11 protein-coding genes and 1 other annotated feature are annotated in these 15,979 nt (G+C 44.2%); all 11 genes read right to left on the bottom strand.

Annotation, left to right across the window (positions count from 1 at the left end):
* Positions 1-5: 5 nt before the first annotated feature.
* The 11 genes from M3180_RS22925 to M3180_RS14195 all read right to left on the bottom strand — a co-directional run bounded on the left by M3180_RS22925 (position 6) and on the right by M3180_RS14195 (position 15,763).
* Positions 6-1,625 (bottom strand): exo-rhamnogalacturonan lyase family protein, encoded by a 1,620-nt coding sequence (locus M3180_RS22925; protein WP_349774486.1) that lies wholly within the window; start codon positions 1,623-1,625, stop codon positions 6-8.
* A complete protein-coding gene (locus tag M3180_RS14240) occupies positions 1,622-3,979 on the bottom strand; it encodes a glycoside hydrolase family 88/105 protein (protein WP_251668628.1) in 2,358 nt (785 codons plus the stop codon). Before M3180_RS14240 ends, M3180_RS22925 begins: the two co-directional genes overlap by 4 nt.
* Complete coding sequence (locus tag M3180_RS14235; protein ID WP_251668627.1) at positions 3,979-5,256, bottom strand: hypothetical protein; 1,278 nt, start codon at positions 5,254-5,256, stop codon at positions 3,979-3,981. The genes M3180_RS14240 and M3180_RS14235 overlap by 1 nt, the downstream gene beginning before the upstream one ends.
* A gap of 104 nt (positions 5,257-5,360) precedes the next feature.
* A complete protein-coding gene (locus tag M3180_RS14230) occupies positions 5,361-6,935 on the bottom strand; it encodes an extracellular solute-binding protein (protein ID WP_251668626.1) in 1,575 nt (524 codons plus the stop codon).
* 80 nt (positions 6,936-7,015) lie between these two features.
* Positions 7,016-7,900: a carbohydrate ABC transporter permease gene (locus M3180_RS14225; protein ID WP_251668625.1), complete on the bottom strand. Its 885-nt coding sequence runs from the start codon at positions 7,898-7,900 to the stop codon at positions 7,016-7,018.
* A gap of 14 nt (positions 7,901-7,914) precedes the next feature.
* Positions 7,915-8,823, bottom strand: a complete 909-nt coding sequence (locus M3180_RS14220) for an ABC transporter permease (RefSeq protein WP_251668624.1) — start codon at positions 8,821-8,823, stop codon at positions 7,915-7,917.
* Positions 8,824-9,064: 241 nt separating this feature from the next.
* On the bottom strand, positions 9,065-11,380 hold the full coding sequence (locus M3180_RS14215) for an AraC family transcriptional regulator (RefSeq protein WP_251668623.1): 2,316 nt from the start codon (positions 11,378-11,380) through the stop codon (positions 9,065-9,067).
* Positions 11,381-11,509: 129 nt separating this feature from the next.
* Positions 11,510-12,052, bottom strand: a complete 543-nt coding sequence (locus tag M3180_RS14210; RefSeq protein ID WP_251668621.1) for a hypothetical protein — start codon at positions 12,050-12,052, stop codon at positions 11,510-11,512.
* A 189-nt stretch (positions 12,053-12,241) separates the two neighbouring features.
* The gene (leuA, locus tag M3180_RS14205) at positions 12,242-13,906 is read right to left on the bottom strand and encodes a 2-isopropylmalate synthase (RefSeq protein WP_251668619.1); all 1,665 of its coding nucleotides are present in this window, start codon (positions 13,904-13,906) and stop codon (positions 12,242-12,244) included.
* A 69-nt stretch (positions 13,907-13,975) separates the two neighbouring features.
* Positions 13,976-14,224: a binding site (T-box leader), on the bottom strand.
* Positions 14,225-14,488: 264 nt separating this feature from the next.
* Positions 14,489-14,794, bottom strand: coding sequence for a hypothetical protein (locus M3180_RS14200; protein WP_251668617.1), 306 nt, complete (start codon positions 14,792-14,794; stop codon positions 14,489-14,491).
* Positions 14,795-14,941: 147 nt separating this feature from the next.
* Complete coding sequence (locus tag M3180_RS14195) at positions 14,942-15,763, bottom strand: polysaccharide deacetylase family protein (RefSeq protein ID WP_251668615.1); 822 nt, start codon at positions 15,761-15,763, stop codon at positions 14,942-14,944.
* Between the last annotated feature and the right edge of the window lie 216 nt (positions 15,764-15,979).

Raw genomic sequence — 15,979 nt, 5'->3', positions numbered from 1 at the left:
AAGCGTCATATGCTTTCCAGCGCTTCCTCTGTCTGCCGATGACGCTCCGTATCGTATTGCGGCAAGCTGTATCGACCGAATACACGCGTTGCGACATAGCGCTCCTCCTCACACACGAGCAGTGGCGTATATTCACTGCCACGAGCAAGCTGTTCCAGCTCCTCTTGCTGAGGCGTAGTCGCTGCAAGATGAAGCTGACATTCTGTCGTATGCCCAATGCCGTACGGGGTACTTCGAAGCTCATCGGCTCCTTCATAGGAGGAGCGAACATGCGTTGTCGTATCATAATGCCGTAAATCCATCGCAGCAGCCTCGGGACTCCATAGCCACAATGTAGCTTCTGCTTGATCCCTGCCTAATCCACTTACCTCCATACCACTAGGACATAGCTGCCAGAAATGCTTCATCGCAAGCGCCATTCCTCCAGCTTCTGAGCCGACATATAGCAGTCCACGCGCTCTTCCTCCATACAGCGAACGTACCCATGCACAGCCTTCAGAGGTGCGTTTACTTATGCTGTAGCTATCTGGGCTCAGCTGGACAAGCTTGAAATCATTCCATACTGCTGCATCCTCTAGCAGTGACGCATACTGCTGCTCCCGTTCGTTCGCCGGATCCCAGCTTACGAACTTGCCCCTCAGCTGATCACGATATTTTTGCTCCATAAAGGCAGGAAACCTAGCCGTCATTAACCCTCTAGCTGCCTCGCTGAACCAGCCCGTATCTCCAGCAAACCGAATATGACGATTCTCCAGTGCCCCTTTCATCGGCACATTAAAGCTGATTCCGATGCCTGCAATGGCATGCAAGGCCGGATCTCCGTCATAAAGCAGCGTATGCTTTAATCCGATCGTAGCTTGATGCCGATAGAATGTAAGCCGAACCGTAAAAGGGATAAGCTGCTCATATGTACCATTAGCCGTCCTTTCAGCTACGGATGCTTCCAGTCTGTGACATCCCTTAATTGCAATCACTGCACGCAGCGGACCATCACTTTCTATTGAGACCTGCTCGATCTCGCTCACATATGACTGACGCTTTCCATCATGTCTCCCCGGAGCATCAGATAGGATCAGCTTTAGCTTACCTTGCTCGGCTATCGGCGCATCCTCCTGATCACGTAGTGACAAGGAATCGATTAAGATGCTGCCACTCTTGCGGATATGACATACGACCGCATCACCGTTCACTTTGATGAGATCACCTTCATCGGTGACAAAGAGATCGTTCGAACGTGTGCCCTGAATTGCTGCTACCTCCTGATGTGGCTGTGTTGATTGTTGATATTCCAGCTGTTGCTGCAGCTTCGGTTGTTTAATGACTAACGGAGGCTGATTCACCTTGCTCAGTACATAGCGCTCTCTCCCTGTATTGGCAAGCTCAGCTGCATGTGCGGTCCATTTGACGCTGCCATCGGGCCAGTATGCGGTAGGCCAGGATTGAACATGCAGTAATTCTCCTTGCTCATTACGAAGCTCGAGCTGCTCATGTCTAGCTAGCTGACCACGATGCCATGGAACACCCCAAGTAACACCGGTGATTAGACCAGTCGCTGAAGCTGAATCAAGCCATTTTAATGAAACTTGCTGCTCGTCTGCTTGCTGTCGTCCAGTAGTTTGATTCATGGCCGTACCTCCAGCCTCGTCTGCGCTTCAAGCCAGCTGTTCATTTTCCCCGCTTCAATCCCAGCCAGCATAATGATGCCTATGCCATGCGTATCATTCAGCCTTGGCATTAGCTCGTGCTTATAATAGTAAGAATGATGTGCAAAGCCTGAGCCGCGACATACGCCATACACATTCCCTTCCTCATCAATAGCTCGCTTCTTCAATCCTTCCCATGCTTTACGCACGCATTCAATATAGGAGGAAGGTTCATCATACCAGCCCTCTTGAACACCAATTGCAAATGCGTAAGCAAACATCGACGTGCAGGAGCTTTCCTCATAGGACTCGTGATCATCCAGCACCTGATGCCACAGGCCGTTCTCCCCTTGAAGCGCAGCATAGCCGCGGCTTAGCTCGTGGAACATGAGTAGCAGCTCGTCTCGCTTTGGATGATCAGCCTTAATGTGACACAGCAGCTCAGCAAGCGAAAAAAGCACCCATCCATTGCCTCTTCCCCAGAACGCTCCGTTCTGAGCATTAAATTTCATGTCGTACACATGATGCATGATGTTAAGTGAAGGCTCAAATAAATATTCCTTGTACTGCAGCAGCTGATGAATCGCATCATCGATATAGCGCTGCTCGCCCGTATGCAGGCTATAGCGAACGAGAAACGGCACACTCATATAGAGATCATCGCACCACATCGTATCCTTCATAAAATTCGTGCTGCCTTTAATGCGATAGAGCGTTCCGTCAGAGAGACGGCTCTGCTCGCTTGTAATATAGTGAGCGATCCGAGCTGCGAGGCTGTCTGCTCCAGCAAGCGGCTGTCTCGCATGTGCATACAGCATCGTTGCCCCGAACGAGCCGCAGTCATCCAAGCTATCCATACCAACGAGCTGATGATTAATGCCCGGCGCTCCGAACATCTGCGCATCCCAGAACGAGTAATCATGGAATGCGGTACAGCTCTCAATATGACTGACAGCATACTGCAGAGCCTCTTCATCCTCAAGTCTTAGCAGGCCGTATAGCGTCACGCCGAGTGGATAATTCCATCTGCCATAATGAGAGGTTTCTGCGAATGGACGAACATAGCCACCAGGCATATCGGTCCGCCAATAGGATGGACCTTCGATTGTCGTATGAAGGGTCGACATCGATTGCAGGGCTATCGTATCCTGCAGGGATAGTGGCTGCTCATATGGTCCGCTGTATAAAAATGCATGCGAATTCCCTTCCACCTGCAATGGAGCGACAGGGGTCACATCAGCGCTTAGCTCATCGGTTAAATCAACGGCTGCACCTTGCTCCAAGCTAACTAGTCGTTCCCAATTTACACCAATACCGTCTTGCTCAATCATCCAGATCCATACGTCGTTGCGTCCTTTTTGCAGAGAAAGCTTCACAGCGAAGTGCGACGACAATTCACTCGTTCCCTCTAGCGAGCTTAAATCTGCAGTACTACCAAGTTTATTTGCTGCCCTTTGCGAATTTAGTACAGCAGCTCTACTCGGTTCTACGGTTGTATCTAACAAATTCAAGTCAGAGGGTTCACCTCGCTGTTCCTCTTCAGCTACCTCGACCTGCTCATTGTTGCACATAATGATGAGCTTGCCCTTATACGTACCACTCAGCTCATATACTCCATCTTCGTTAGCATATACCGACGTCCATGCCAGCACCGCTTGCCCCTTGGAAGCCCCGAAGATCCGCTCAGCAGCTGTCTGCTGCAGCTCCTCCTTCTGCCATGTCATGCGCGGATGCCATATTAACTGCTTATCGCTCGCAAGTATATCGCAATGAGCAAAGTCAGCTCTTCTTTCATCAATAGGGGCTGTGTAGATTACTCCCTCTGCACCTTCTGCTGCTCCGAACGGAACAACAAAATGAAGAGGAAAGCCTTTAATCGAGCCTGAGCCAAACTGCGCACCGCAGCCCGTCCCAGTCTTCATAAACTGCCATACGAACTGATTCCAGCCTGCCTTCAGCTTTAAGCGAAACCAGCTTCTTTGCTGCGGAAAAACCTCCTGCTCAATATTGGCATGATGAGCTAATGCTCCATTCACATATACGGTCACAGGGCCATAGCAGCTCAAGCTAAACGGCAGCTCCGTATCCTCCTCACTCCACAGCTTCGCCCAGGCATATACATACTGTCCATTGTGAATCTGAGGAAAGCGGCTAGTCATCTCCATGTCATAGCGATAATCCAAACCTCGCTTCAATCCATCCATCGATGAGACACGATACGTATACGATTCAGCAGGCTGAGCGGACATATAACGTTGCGCCATCGTTTTCAGTACATCGTTATCCTGACCTCCAAAGCGATCCCAGCTGCTTTTTACAAATTCACCACAATGCATTAATACTCCCCTCCCGGATACAAGGTTGAGCTATATAGTCTCTTCGTTTGAGCAATGGCACGGCGATCCATTTGCTGTCCTGCCTCGAAGGCTTCTGGTGGCGGAGCAAGCTTGCCGTAGATAGCAGCTTCCTGATCGCTATAGATAACAACTTGCTCAAGTCCGCTCTGTACCAAATCACCAAACACAGCATAACCATCTAATGTAAACTGAGCGACAATATTCATTTGACCGTCATATATCGTTGGATTTACTCCTCCACCTCGGCGGTAAGCCAGTATATAATCATATTCGCTCGAATCCCAATGACGAATCGTATGAATGATCGTTAACCAGCCACTCGTTTTGCGGTCTTCCTTCCATAGCTCCTCACCATGCTGACTGAGCATAAACATGCCGTCACGTCCTGACAGCTTCAGCTTATCCCCCGTATCGCCGCGCTTGATTCGGTCAAGTCCAGCAATCTGCAGGCCTGGCTCCGTGCTCATGAATCGCCCTAACGCAATATGCTGAGACTCAATTGAGCCTTCATAGCGCCACAGCTCGTTACCATCACGGTCATACATCACCGTCACACTGCCTCCAATAACAATTTGCTTGTCGCCACGACCTAATACATCCCCTACCCATATACAGTCTGCATGATCTTCAAGCGGCTGCGTAGACCACATCAGCTTGCCATCTGCATCTAGCACATCATAGCCAGCAATAATCTCATCTCGTCCATCGCCATTTAGATCATAGGGATATGGAAAATGTCCAGGGTTCCCTTTAAACGACCAAAGCAAATTCCAGTCTTGATCCATGGCCCACAGCTGGCGATAACGGTCCTTTAGTATAATATCCTGCGCTTCTGGTGTACCTCTAAGATTACAAATAATAATACAGTCATGCGCATACTCAGCCGGCAGCGGCAAGCGTCGTTTGACGCTCCCATCATGACCATTAAGCACGAGCAGCTCCTTATCCATGACACATAGCACCTCATTGGAGCCATCTTGATCCCAATCATAGATCTGTGCTGGATAATCTGAACCTGGACCTCCTGCGTCCATTCGCGGCTCACCTACCTGCCACAGCAGCTGGCCATCTATCGTGAATGCTGTTAATGCAATGACCTGATGAGGAACATAACGATCATCAATTCCACCATCTGCCTGCACGAACAACAGCTCCATTCGCCCGTCATTGTTAAGATCGCCTAGCAGCACCTTGCACCGTGGCCCCGCAGCACTTACATCGATCCTCGACCATTCCACATAAGCTTGCTCTCCCATCCCTATCTCTCCTTCGTATCCGATTAGCTCCATAGGCAGGAATAGGCCGCACAGCTTGCCCGTTCGGACAAAGGTGCGAGCCCTTCCTGTTACTACTTCATAAACTATTTAATTTGTTGATACAATTCATTGATTTCAGCGATATAATCATCTCCGCCGTTTTTCTTCCATAGCTCAATTGCTGCATCAAGTCCAGCATCGTCGATTTGACCAACGATATATTGAATACGAGCATCAGCGATAATATTGTCCATCTGTTGACCAAGCTGTGCATACACTTCGGAGATAAGCGGCTCAGCTGGGTTACCCACAACGATTTCTTCATTCGCTTTTTGAACAGCATTGATCTTTTCATTTAGCGGCGTTTGCTCGATGCTAGGAGCTTCCGGCCCAATATACATTAGCATTTGGTTCAAGCTTTCAATTTCTTTAAGCAGAGCAGGGTCGTCATTGATGAGAGATTTAATATGACCATCTACCATCTCATAATGTCTTCCTTCTACACCACGCTCAAGAAGCAGCTTCATCTCTACATCATTTAACTGATCAAGAAACTTAAGCACTCGTTTCAATTCTTCTTCTGTTTTCACTGAGCTTTTTGAGATAGCCAGCATACCGTTATAGCCTGAAGTCGGCATATCACGATGCCCCTTCGGTCCTACTGGTGCCTGGAATACATCGGTGTAAGGCGTGTCACGAGGTGCCTTTTCTTGCATAGCGTTATCAAGTCGTCTAGCATTATCTGCTACATCGACAAATGCACCTGCTTTTCCATTTACGAACGGATCATTCCATGCAGCGGAGTCCATAACTGCAAAGTCTTCATTTACTAAGCCTTCCTCGTATAATTGACGGAAAAACTTCAGTGCTTCGCGATACTCAGGGAACATATGAGTAGGTAGCAGCTGTCCGTTTTCATCCTCACCCCACTTATTCGGTGCGCCGAACCAAACCTGCATAATATCCCACGGGCCGCTATACTTCGAAACGACAATACCATAGGTGTCATCTTTACCGTTTTGATCTGGATCATCTTCTTTAAACGCTTTCAATATGTTGTAGAACTCATCAATCGTTGTTGGAGCAGAAAGACCAAGATTGTTCATCCAGTCTACGTTCAGCGTTACCCCCATACGTCCGAGCACACGTGAACGATAAATACCATAATTTTTACCGTCTATTGACGTGTTGTTTAGTGTTACTTCATGTGCCTGAGCAAGATTCGGATAATCCTTCAAGTAAGGTCCTACATCCCAGAATGCGCCTGCTCTTGCCGCATTAATAAAGCTTGCTGAGTTGCGGTCAACGACCATAATATGAGGAATTTCTCCGGACACAAGCGTAATATTCACTTTATCTGGATAAGAACTGTTTGGTACAAATTGAACGTTCACATCCGTATTCGTATACTCTTCTAATGCTTTAATAATAGGAGAATTGTCATCGGGCAGATCTGTGCTGAACGCTGCAATCATGATATCTAGCTTAAGCGGATCTTCCTTTACTTCAACGTCATCCGTGTTAGCATTCGCATTTTCTGTCGGTGGATTTGTTGTTGGGGAATTGCTAGGTTGCGTGTTCCCCCCATTGTTTGATGAACAAGCGGTTAATAACATGGCTACAGCGAGTACGAGCAGCCAACCTGCTTTTAGCTTGCCTTTGTTTGTCTTTTTGTTCATACTTGATCCTCCTTTTTTTGTTTCAATCATTATATAGAATCGCTCATAGCGAGTTCTAACGAGATTGCTAGTCGATGACACTAGCCCTTGATCGAGCCTAGCAAGGCTCCTTTTGCAAAATGCTTTTGTAAGAATGGGTACACAAGCAAAATAGGAATCGTACCTACAATAATGACTGCCATTTTGACCGATTGATCCGGTGGCTCAACAAACTCAGGGTCAACATTGTTCAAGTCTCCAATGGCGAGCTGTGACAGCATAACAATTTCACGGAGCATAACCTGCAGCGGCCATTTATTATGATCGTTCAAGTAAAGCAGGGCCGAGAAGAAATTGTTCCAGTGACCAACGGCGTAAAACAAACCAAATGTCGCGATGATTGGCATAGACAACGGAATAACAATTCTCCAAAGTACGCCTATATCATTACAGCCATCAATGCGTGCTGACTCCTCTAAACCAGCAGGGAGGTTCTGGAAGAAGTTGCGAATAACGATCAGGTTAAAGGCACTAATGGCCCCCGGCAAAATGACCGCCGCATACGTGTTAACTAGTCCTAACTCCTTTACAACGAGATAGCCTGGAATCATCCCCCCGCTAAACAGCATCGAGAATATGACCATATTCATAACGATGTTGCGTCCCATCAGATCTTTTCGCGATAAGGCGTATGCCATCGTCAATGTAAAGAACAGATTCGTGATCGTTCCAACGATCGTAATATAGATTGAGACTCCCATGCTACGAAACAGTGTTGAAGATGAAAAGATGTATTCGTAGGCAGAAAGCGAGATATCTCTTGGGAATATAAAGAATGAGCGCTCAGCAAGCTCAGCCTCCGTAGCGAAGGAGCCAGCAATAATGTAGACAAACGGTAGCACTGTAGCGAGAGCGAACAATATGAGAAACAAGTAATTGAATATATCGAAAAATCGCTCATGCCAGCTGTCGTGTTTACTTAACATATTTTCACCCTCCTTTAGTAGATGCCTTCTTGACCAAACCGTTTGGCAAGCCAGTTACTGCCGTATATTAGCACGATGCCGACCAAGGATTTGAATAAGCCAATCGCTGTACTGTAGCTGAATGCCCCTTGGGTAATACCGACAAAATACACATACGTATCGAACACGTCGGCAACCGTTCGGTTCAAGGAGTTGGTCATGAGGAAGATTTGCTCAAAGCCAGTGTCTAAGAAATTACCCAAACGCAGAATAAGCAAAATAACAATCACTGAGCTTATCGCTGGCAGCGTAATATGAATGAGTCGTTGGAAACGAGAAGCGCCGTCTACAATAGCTGCCTCATATTGCTCGACATCAACTGATGCGAGTGCTGCGAGGAATATAATGGTCCCCCAGCCCGTTTCCTTCCACATAATTTGCAAAATGATCATTGGCCTGAACCAGCTAGGATCAGCCAGAAAATTTATCTTCTTACCGGTTAGATTGAATATGATTTCATTAACAAGCCCGTCCTGCGTCGTTAAAAATACGTAGGTCATACTCGCTACGATAACCATCGATATAAAATGCGGCACGTATATTAACGTTTGAATCCATCGTTTGAAATAAGCTAGTCTAATTTCATTAAGTAGAAGTGCAATAATAATCGGTGCGGGGAAGAAAAATATCAAATCATAGAAGCCCAGTATTAACGTGTTGCGCAGCAATCGAAAGAAATCTGGATGTGCAAAGAAATTTTCAAAATGAGTAAAGCCTATCCATTCACTCTTCCAAAACCCTAAAAAAGGCTGGAAATTCTGAAACGATATGAGTACTCCCCACATTGGGGCGTATTTGAAAACAAGAAAATACAATAATCCAGGTAGCAGCAGCAAATACAAAAATCGATCCTTTTTCAGCTTGGCAATCCATGCAGCATTCATAGCGTTCCTCCTTCTCTCATCTCTCGATCACAATGGTTATCAGGTTTATTGTCTTGTCTATATGCTCGTCTGTTGGTGCGATCGGCGGTGCAGATCATGTATCTGCTCACCAGTTGCAATCTCAGTATTATTGAAATACGCCAGCAGTTCAATTGCACATTTTTGCAAAAGAAAAAGCCTTGACTAGCAAGGCTTTTCACGTCCTGTTTCACTTTTTTGAAGGAGTATCACTTTTTTGGTTTTACCCTGTACTGCTGCGATATTCGCTTGGTGTAACACCAACATGCTTCTTGAAGATCCGATTGAAATACCGCTGCTGATATCCAACCTCTTGCGCAATATCGTTAATGAGCATATCTGTACTTCGAAGCAGCTCCTGTGCCTTTTTTATGCGCAGCTCGGTTAAATAATCGATAAAATTAACTCCGCTTGCTTGTTTAAACCATTTGCTTAACGTATAGGAGTTGACACCGACGAGGTCTGCACACTGATCTAACGATATATCCTGCTTGTAATGCTCATGTATATACGCGATAATCTGGGTCATCATCCCTTTTTGCTGTGCATTCACGCGATTTTCCAGCTCGTCAAAGTAAGGCCGAATGACGATATCTCGCATCCAGCGTAGCAGCTTTTTCGGATCACGGATATGTGACAGCTGTCTGTACAGATTCTCTCCGTGAAACAGCTTAATCGGGTTAATACCGGATTGCAGCATCATATGCTGTATGCTTCCCAGCAGCTGCAGCATATTTTGCTGGGCCACATGCTCCTTCTGCATACTTCCTGCTTCAATAAACCTTCTCAGCAGCTCCAGCACCTGCTCTCGGTTCCCGCTGCGCATCGCTTGTAAAATTTCCAGCTCCACGTCAAAGGGATAGTCGATATCATCAAACGTAAACTCCTTCGGTAAATCCTCCATCCAAATTAGCTGATTCTGATTCAGAAACTGGCGGTAGCTCGCTGCACGCTCTACCTCCATATACAGATTGCGGACCTTGCGCAGCTCTTCAGTTTTACGGCTAATTGTAATACTCACCTGAAGCCTGAGCAGCTCATTAATCGTATGCGTGTACCGTTCACAGAATTGCTGGAGCTGTTCATTTTGCACGATTTTATCATTGGCTTCAATAATAAAAATACCAAGCGACAGATCATGGAAATTTAAAGCATAGCCCTGATTAAATTGTGCAGAGACCATCTCCTGCGCCATATTGTATGCTGCAAAGGTCATTAGTCGCTCATCATTCGGCGTCATCGGCTGATCAATGCGATGCAGCCCCGTTAAGTAGATGTGCACAAACGTATAGTGGTGCGTCCCTACCTCCCAATAAAGTGAGCGCATTCTTCGCTCCAGATCCTGCTCGGATAAATTACCGATATGTCCCTGCAGCAGCTGCATAAGAAAGGTGTTTCGCAGAATAGGCAGCGTCGTTTCGATTTTTTGCTCCAGCTCCGCACTTTTCGTAGAAATATTCGTCCAATGCTCTCGGATCGTTTGAAACTCATTTTTTCTTTTGCGATCAGCTTGTCTCCGCTCAGGATCGATTTGGTTAAGCAGCTTTTGAATCGGTGAATACATCGTATTCGACACAACAAAAGCAAGCAAAAGCGCTGTAATTAAACTAAATGCGCTAATCCACAGCAATGACTTGGAAAACGTAACAACAGGTGTTGTAATAAGCGTCATCGGTGACGCAGACACATAGATCCACTCATCAGCTAACCTCTTAAAAACGCCGTAGGATACAGAATAGCTTTCTTTTCCGTAGTCAGTGACAAATTGACCCGTCGTTTGCTCACTCGTCTTAATGTGCTCGATGAGCTTCTCCTGCAGCGGGTCCAGCTCACTGGAATCTGAAAGCATTAACTCATAATTTTTATCCAATAAAAACGTCGTTCCTTCATTATATGGCGTCATCGTTTTTAGCAAATTCATAAGCTTTTCCTTGTCCAGCTTTACAATTAGAACGCCAAAGGGAATGGGACTTTCTCCGGGAATTTTATGCAGCAATGTCAAACCGTTCTTGCTATCGCCCATCTGTTGATCTTGCATCCAAAACATTCGTTTTTCTTGCTGTAAAATTTGTTTATAGTAATCTATCGTATTTTTATCATAGAGATGGTAAAATTCAGTTTTGAATAGGATCGGCTGCTGTTCTCGCTCAATATACAGCTCTACATTATTAATTAAGGAGTGCGAGCCCTCCATTACAACAAGCGACTTAGTGACATCCCATGTTTCCTGAAAATAATAAACGAAGTCAAGAGTTTGTAGTCGATAACCAAACGTCGGATTAAACGCCCAATTCGACAGTCCCATCTCCAGATAGCTGAACTGATCATCGATATTTTGCACCCGCTCATTGATCTGTTGATAGTGCAAATCACTAATGTCATCCTGTAATTGATTAGTAGCGAAATGATAGACGAGTAATCCAATCATAAAACCAGGTATGCTTGCGGCCAGTAATATATATACTAGGCTGTTACGGTAAAATACCCCTTTGGGTTGACTTTCCAGCTTAGACCACATTACCTTCATGCTTGAAATCATGTCAGTCGACCTCTTTCTAATGTTGGATCGCATTCATAATACAGTATATCTATATAATGTATGCGTTTACAATAGAAAATTATGAAATGCGTTACAGTTTTTCATATGTTTGTTGCACAGATGCTGCTGCTAGCGGAGACTAGCAGCGTTATCTAATTCTTTCGTAAGTATCATAATCTGATCAATAAATGAAGACCAAGCGGGACTAATCGTCGTATTCATCATTAATCCAGCTTCTTTTAATGCATCTTTAAGGTGCTCTGCGCGCCGAATGGATAACTCATCCCATTGTGCACTGCTGTATGTTTTATGATTAGGCAGTGCTCTTAAATAAGCTTCTAAACGTTGAAATTGATCATATTCTGAGCGAGAAAGCAGCTTAGAAGGGTAGCTATTCTTCTGTAATCCATAGTCTAATGAAGCAATCAATACATATAGCTGATTGGATACTAGCTGCGGCTCATTCCAGCTACTGGTTTGCTGATACTCTAGAATACCTTGCAGCTCGACAAGAGGCCCCTGAATATGACTGATAAAATACTGCTGCTGGTGCCAATGGTTGGAGTATATCATCATCGCGATTATCGTTCCAAGTATGACGAGCAGCGTACATAGTCCATGCACAATCATTCTGTGACGTTGTCGGCTTCGTTCTACTAGCGTTTTAACCATCGCATCACATACCTCCATATAATAATTTTCTCGCACTGACCAACGATTTCAACAGTACTCTAGGCTTTCATTTTCTCGTGTTAATCCTTGATACCAAACAAAAAAACAGGCTTAAATATGCAACTTATCGTGCGTTTATCTAAGCCTGTTCTTCGTGATTTTTATTTAACTTTCAACAGTGATATTGGATTATTTTGCTGTAATCATTTTGTTGATAGCACTGAATAATCCCTTTACTGAAGACGTCATAATGTCTGGATCGATCCCGACGCCCCAAAAATTAGTGCCATCTGGTGATTGGATGCCAATATACGAAACGGCCTGTGACTTCGAGCCTACCTCTAGCGCATGCTCTGAATAGGTCAAGTTCGAAAAACTAACCTCAAGGTTCGTTTGCAGTGCATCGATAATCGCATCTAAGCGTCCGTTTCCGTTGCCAATAATTTCTTTTTCTACCTCATTCATGCGAACCTTAACGATCGTTTGATAATCATCGTTGTGTGTAAAGCTATAGGATACAAATTGAATCGGCGATTTAATATTTACATACTCTTCCATGAAGATTTGATGAATTTCTTCAGTTGAAATTTCTTTATTTAACCGATCCGATACATTTTTAACTGCATAGCCTAAATGCTCGCGCATTTTTTGTGGAAGATCCAAGCCATAACGCTGCTGCAATAGATAGGCAACCCCACCTTTACCAGATTGACTGTTAATCCGGATAATATCGCCCTCATACTGTCTGCCAATATCAAGCGGATCGATCGGCAAGTAAGGAACGGTCCAATATTGACGCTGCTGCTCCTCGCGCCATTTCATACCTTTTGCAATCGCATCTTGATGGGAGCCAGAAAATGCTGTAAATACAAGCTCGCCCGCATACGGGTGACGCTCACTTACCTTCATTTTCGTTAGCTTTTCATAAGCCGCTACAATCTCAGGCAAGTTCTCGAAGTTAAGACCAGGATCTACACCATGAGAGTACATATTCAATGCAAGCGTAATAATATCAACATTACCTGTGCGCTCACCGTTTCCTAGAAGTGTTCCTTCTACACGCTGTCCACCAGCCAGCATACCAAGCTCAGCATCCGCTACACCAGTACCGCGGTCGTTATGCGGATGTAGGGATACAATAACGCTGTCGCGATACTTTAGATTATCACTCATATATTCGATCTGACTAGCGTATACATGCGGCATCGACATTTGAACCGTTGATGGTAGATTGATAATTACTTTATTATCCTCTGTTGGCTGCCATACATCGAGTACAGCATTACAAATTTCTAAAGAAAAATCTACCTCTGTGCCCGTAAATGATTCTGGTGAATATTGGAACTGGAAGTTTCCTTCTGTTTCAGCAGCGCACTCTTTTAACAGCTTCGCACCGCTAACAGCGATCTCAACGATTTCCTCTTTAGATTTTCTGAATACTTGCTCACGCTGTGCAACAGAAGTTGAATTATACAGATGAACGACTGCTTTTTTAGCACCCTTTAAGGATTCGAATGTTTTACGAATAATATGCTCACGAGATTGAGTAAGTACTTGAATTGTCACGTCGTCAGGAATCATGTCCTGCTCAATCAAGGTGCGCAAAAACGTAAACTCTGTCTCTGATGCTGCAGGAAATCCAACCTCAATTTCTTTAAAGCCAAGCTTAACAAGCAGTTGGAAAAACTCAATTTTTTCCTCTAAGTTCATCGGAACAACTAGTGCTTGATTGCCATCGCGCAAATCAACACTGCACCAGATCGGTGCTTCCGTAATATTTTCCTTCTGTGTCCACTTCAAGCTGCTTACAGGAGGCATAAAATAACCTTTTGCGTACTTCTCTACATTCTTCATGCTCATGACCATCCTTCATTTAACAATTTTGACGTTATAGATAACAAAAAAAAGCCCTTCATCTCCTATTCTAGAGACGAAAGACTTGTAATCTTACGCGGTACCACTCCAGTTCACGCTAATATAGCATGCCCTTAATGGATCATGTGGCCATCATGATCCTCCTATTGATAACGGTTAGGCTCCGGCTCCACCTACTAATTCATGTTCAGTGAGCAACTCCAAGGCGAGTTCAGCAGTTTTTCACAGCTGCTTTGCACCAACCAGCAGCTCTCTGAGTGTTTCAAACCACTTACTATTCCTTCTCAACGTATTGTAATATTAGTTAGTATCTTAATACAAACGTAACAGGTAATCAAGTAGCAATTCAAAAAAATTTATATTTATTGTAGCTTGTCCAATTTATTATATACCATTCCTTGGTGTTGTCTGACTTAAACCAACGGAAAAAAGCAAAGTAAAAAAGGCATTCGAATGCGTTTAAAGCCTGATTCCACCTTATACATTACTTAAGGAATCAGGCTTTAATCGCGAGTGTAAGAACGCTTTGCTCCGCAGCGTCCTCCGATTGAGAGAACTAAACTAACTATTTAACGAAGCCAATGCGCTGCCAAATATGACAACAAATAACAGTAACAACAATAGGTATAAGCCTATGATGATACAGGCCATAATCAAATACGCCTTGAAAAAGTTGGATTTCGATGGATTGTGACCACTGCTGAATGCATAAACAAAAATCATAACAAGATTAACGATCGGAATGATCATAATTAGCATCGTAATTAGCCATTCCTTTACTGTAACAATAGGCGCTACAGCTTGATTGCTTTGATATTGCTGGTATGCATATTGCTCTTGAGGGGCCTGAGGAGTGTTAGTTTCCAACGAATAATCACGACCTTTCTTGATTGTTGAGCGTTCGAACAACAAACAATTCAGACACAAATTCAATCTATTCGTTGAGGCATACATATATTACAACGATCTCACTACAAACCCCATTATTTTTCTCATTATCGCAGTTATGACTAATTAATACTGCTCAGTAATTTTCTTAACGAGTGCATCTCCATCTAGTGCGGATAAACCAGCATTAACGCGGTAATATAGCTTTTGTTTGCCACGCTCATTCAAGCCTGGACGGATCGTGAACGCATGATCGATCCCGATCTCCTCCATCACTTCTAGCAATTCATCACTAAATGCGCCGTAAGGGAAAGCTAAAATATTGTCCTGCTCTCCTAGCTCTCTAACGAGTATTTCATGCGCTTTTAGAAGATCTTCTTTTACACGCGCCTTATATTGCTCAGTTGTTTCGCCTTCCATATGGTTAGCTAGCATCGGGCTTTTATTATCATCAATGTTCAGCATTTTGTGAGAATCGTACGTATGGTTGTAAAAGCTCATTCCATTCGCTTTCATCTCACGCATTTGGTCCCAGGTTAAATGCGGCAAGTGATCTGGGTTCGGTTCATCCGATGATTTGACGATTATAAAGTTAGTCGCTGGGAACTGATACGTCTGCAATATTGGATAAGCAATTTCATAAAAATCTAAGTATCCGTCATCAAAAGTGATGAGCACTGACTTCTCAGGGAGATCAATTCTTCCTTCCATGTAATCAACGTATTGTTCAATGGAAATAATATTAAAATCGTTTTCATAAAGAGCATTCATCTGATCATCAAAAACCTCTGCATTAATAACTGACGGATTGCCTTTATACCCGAAGTCATGGTACATAAGAACAACGACTCCTCTAGGCTTATGCGTATTCATACCAAAAATAGCTACTATGCTGATTGCGATAACTGCAATAAACCCAATCGCGATAGCAAATGATTTCCGAAACAAACCTTCCACTCCCATTTCCTTTTAATCTATTATTCTAATAATTATGTTACTTTAATATTAGACGATTCTCATATAGCAATTGTTACAGAATTTAGATTAAAAGTATAGATGCAAAAATTGCTTATTGCTGCATCGAAGCTATATATTGTGATAGATTTAATGATAGATTCATCTCCAATCGGATGATAGCAATTTTGATAGATTATAGATAGGCTT

It is taken from the genome of Paenibacillus camelliae (genome assembly GCF_023715345.1).
GTDB lineage: Bacteria > Bacillota > Bacilli > Paenibacillales > Paenibacillaceae > Pristimantibacillus > Pristimantibacillus camelliae.
The sequence above is the reverse complement of the archived record's forward strand: the minus strand, read 5'-3'. Positions and strand labels throughout refer to the sequence as shown.

Bases quoted from the DNA above. Each gene is read 5' to 3' on its own strand.
- M3180_RS14210 (WP_251668621.1), bottom strand. From the start codon at position 12,052: ATGGTTAAAACGCTAGTAGAACGAAGCCGACAACGTCACAGAATGATT.
- M3180_RS14235 (WP_251668627.1), bottom strand. From the start codon at position 5,256: ATGGGAGAGCAAGCTTATGTGGAATGGTCGAGGATCGATGTAAGTGCT.
- M3180_RS22925 (WP_349774486.1), bottom strand. From the start codon at position 1,625: ATGAATCAAACTACTGGACGACAGCAAGCAGACGAGCAGCAAGTTTCA.
- M3180_RS14220 (WP_251668624.1), bottom strand. From the start codon at position 8,823: ATGAATGCTGCATGGATTGCCAAGCTGAAAAAGGATCGATTTTTGTAT.
- M3180_RS14230 (WP_251668626.1), bottom strand. From the start codon at position 6,935: ATGAACAAAAAGACAAACAAAGGCAAGCTAAAAGCAGGTTGGCTGCTC.
- leuA (WP_251668619.1), bottom strand. From the start codon at position 13,906: ATGAAGAATGTAGAGAAGTACGCAAAAGGTTATTTTATGCCTCCTGTA.
- M3180_RS14240 (WP_251668628.1), bottom strand. From the start codon at position 3,979: ATGCATTGTGGTGAATTTGTAAAAAGCAGCTGGGATCGCTTTGGAGGT.
- M3180_RS14225 (WP_251668625.1), bottom strand. From the start codon at position 7,900: ATGTTAAGTAAACACGACAGCTGGCATGAGCGATTTTTCGATATATTC.
- M3180_RS14215 (WP_251668623.1), bottom strand. From the start codon at position 11,380: ATGATTTCAAGCATGAAGGTAATGTGGTCTAAGCTGGAAAGTCAACCC.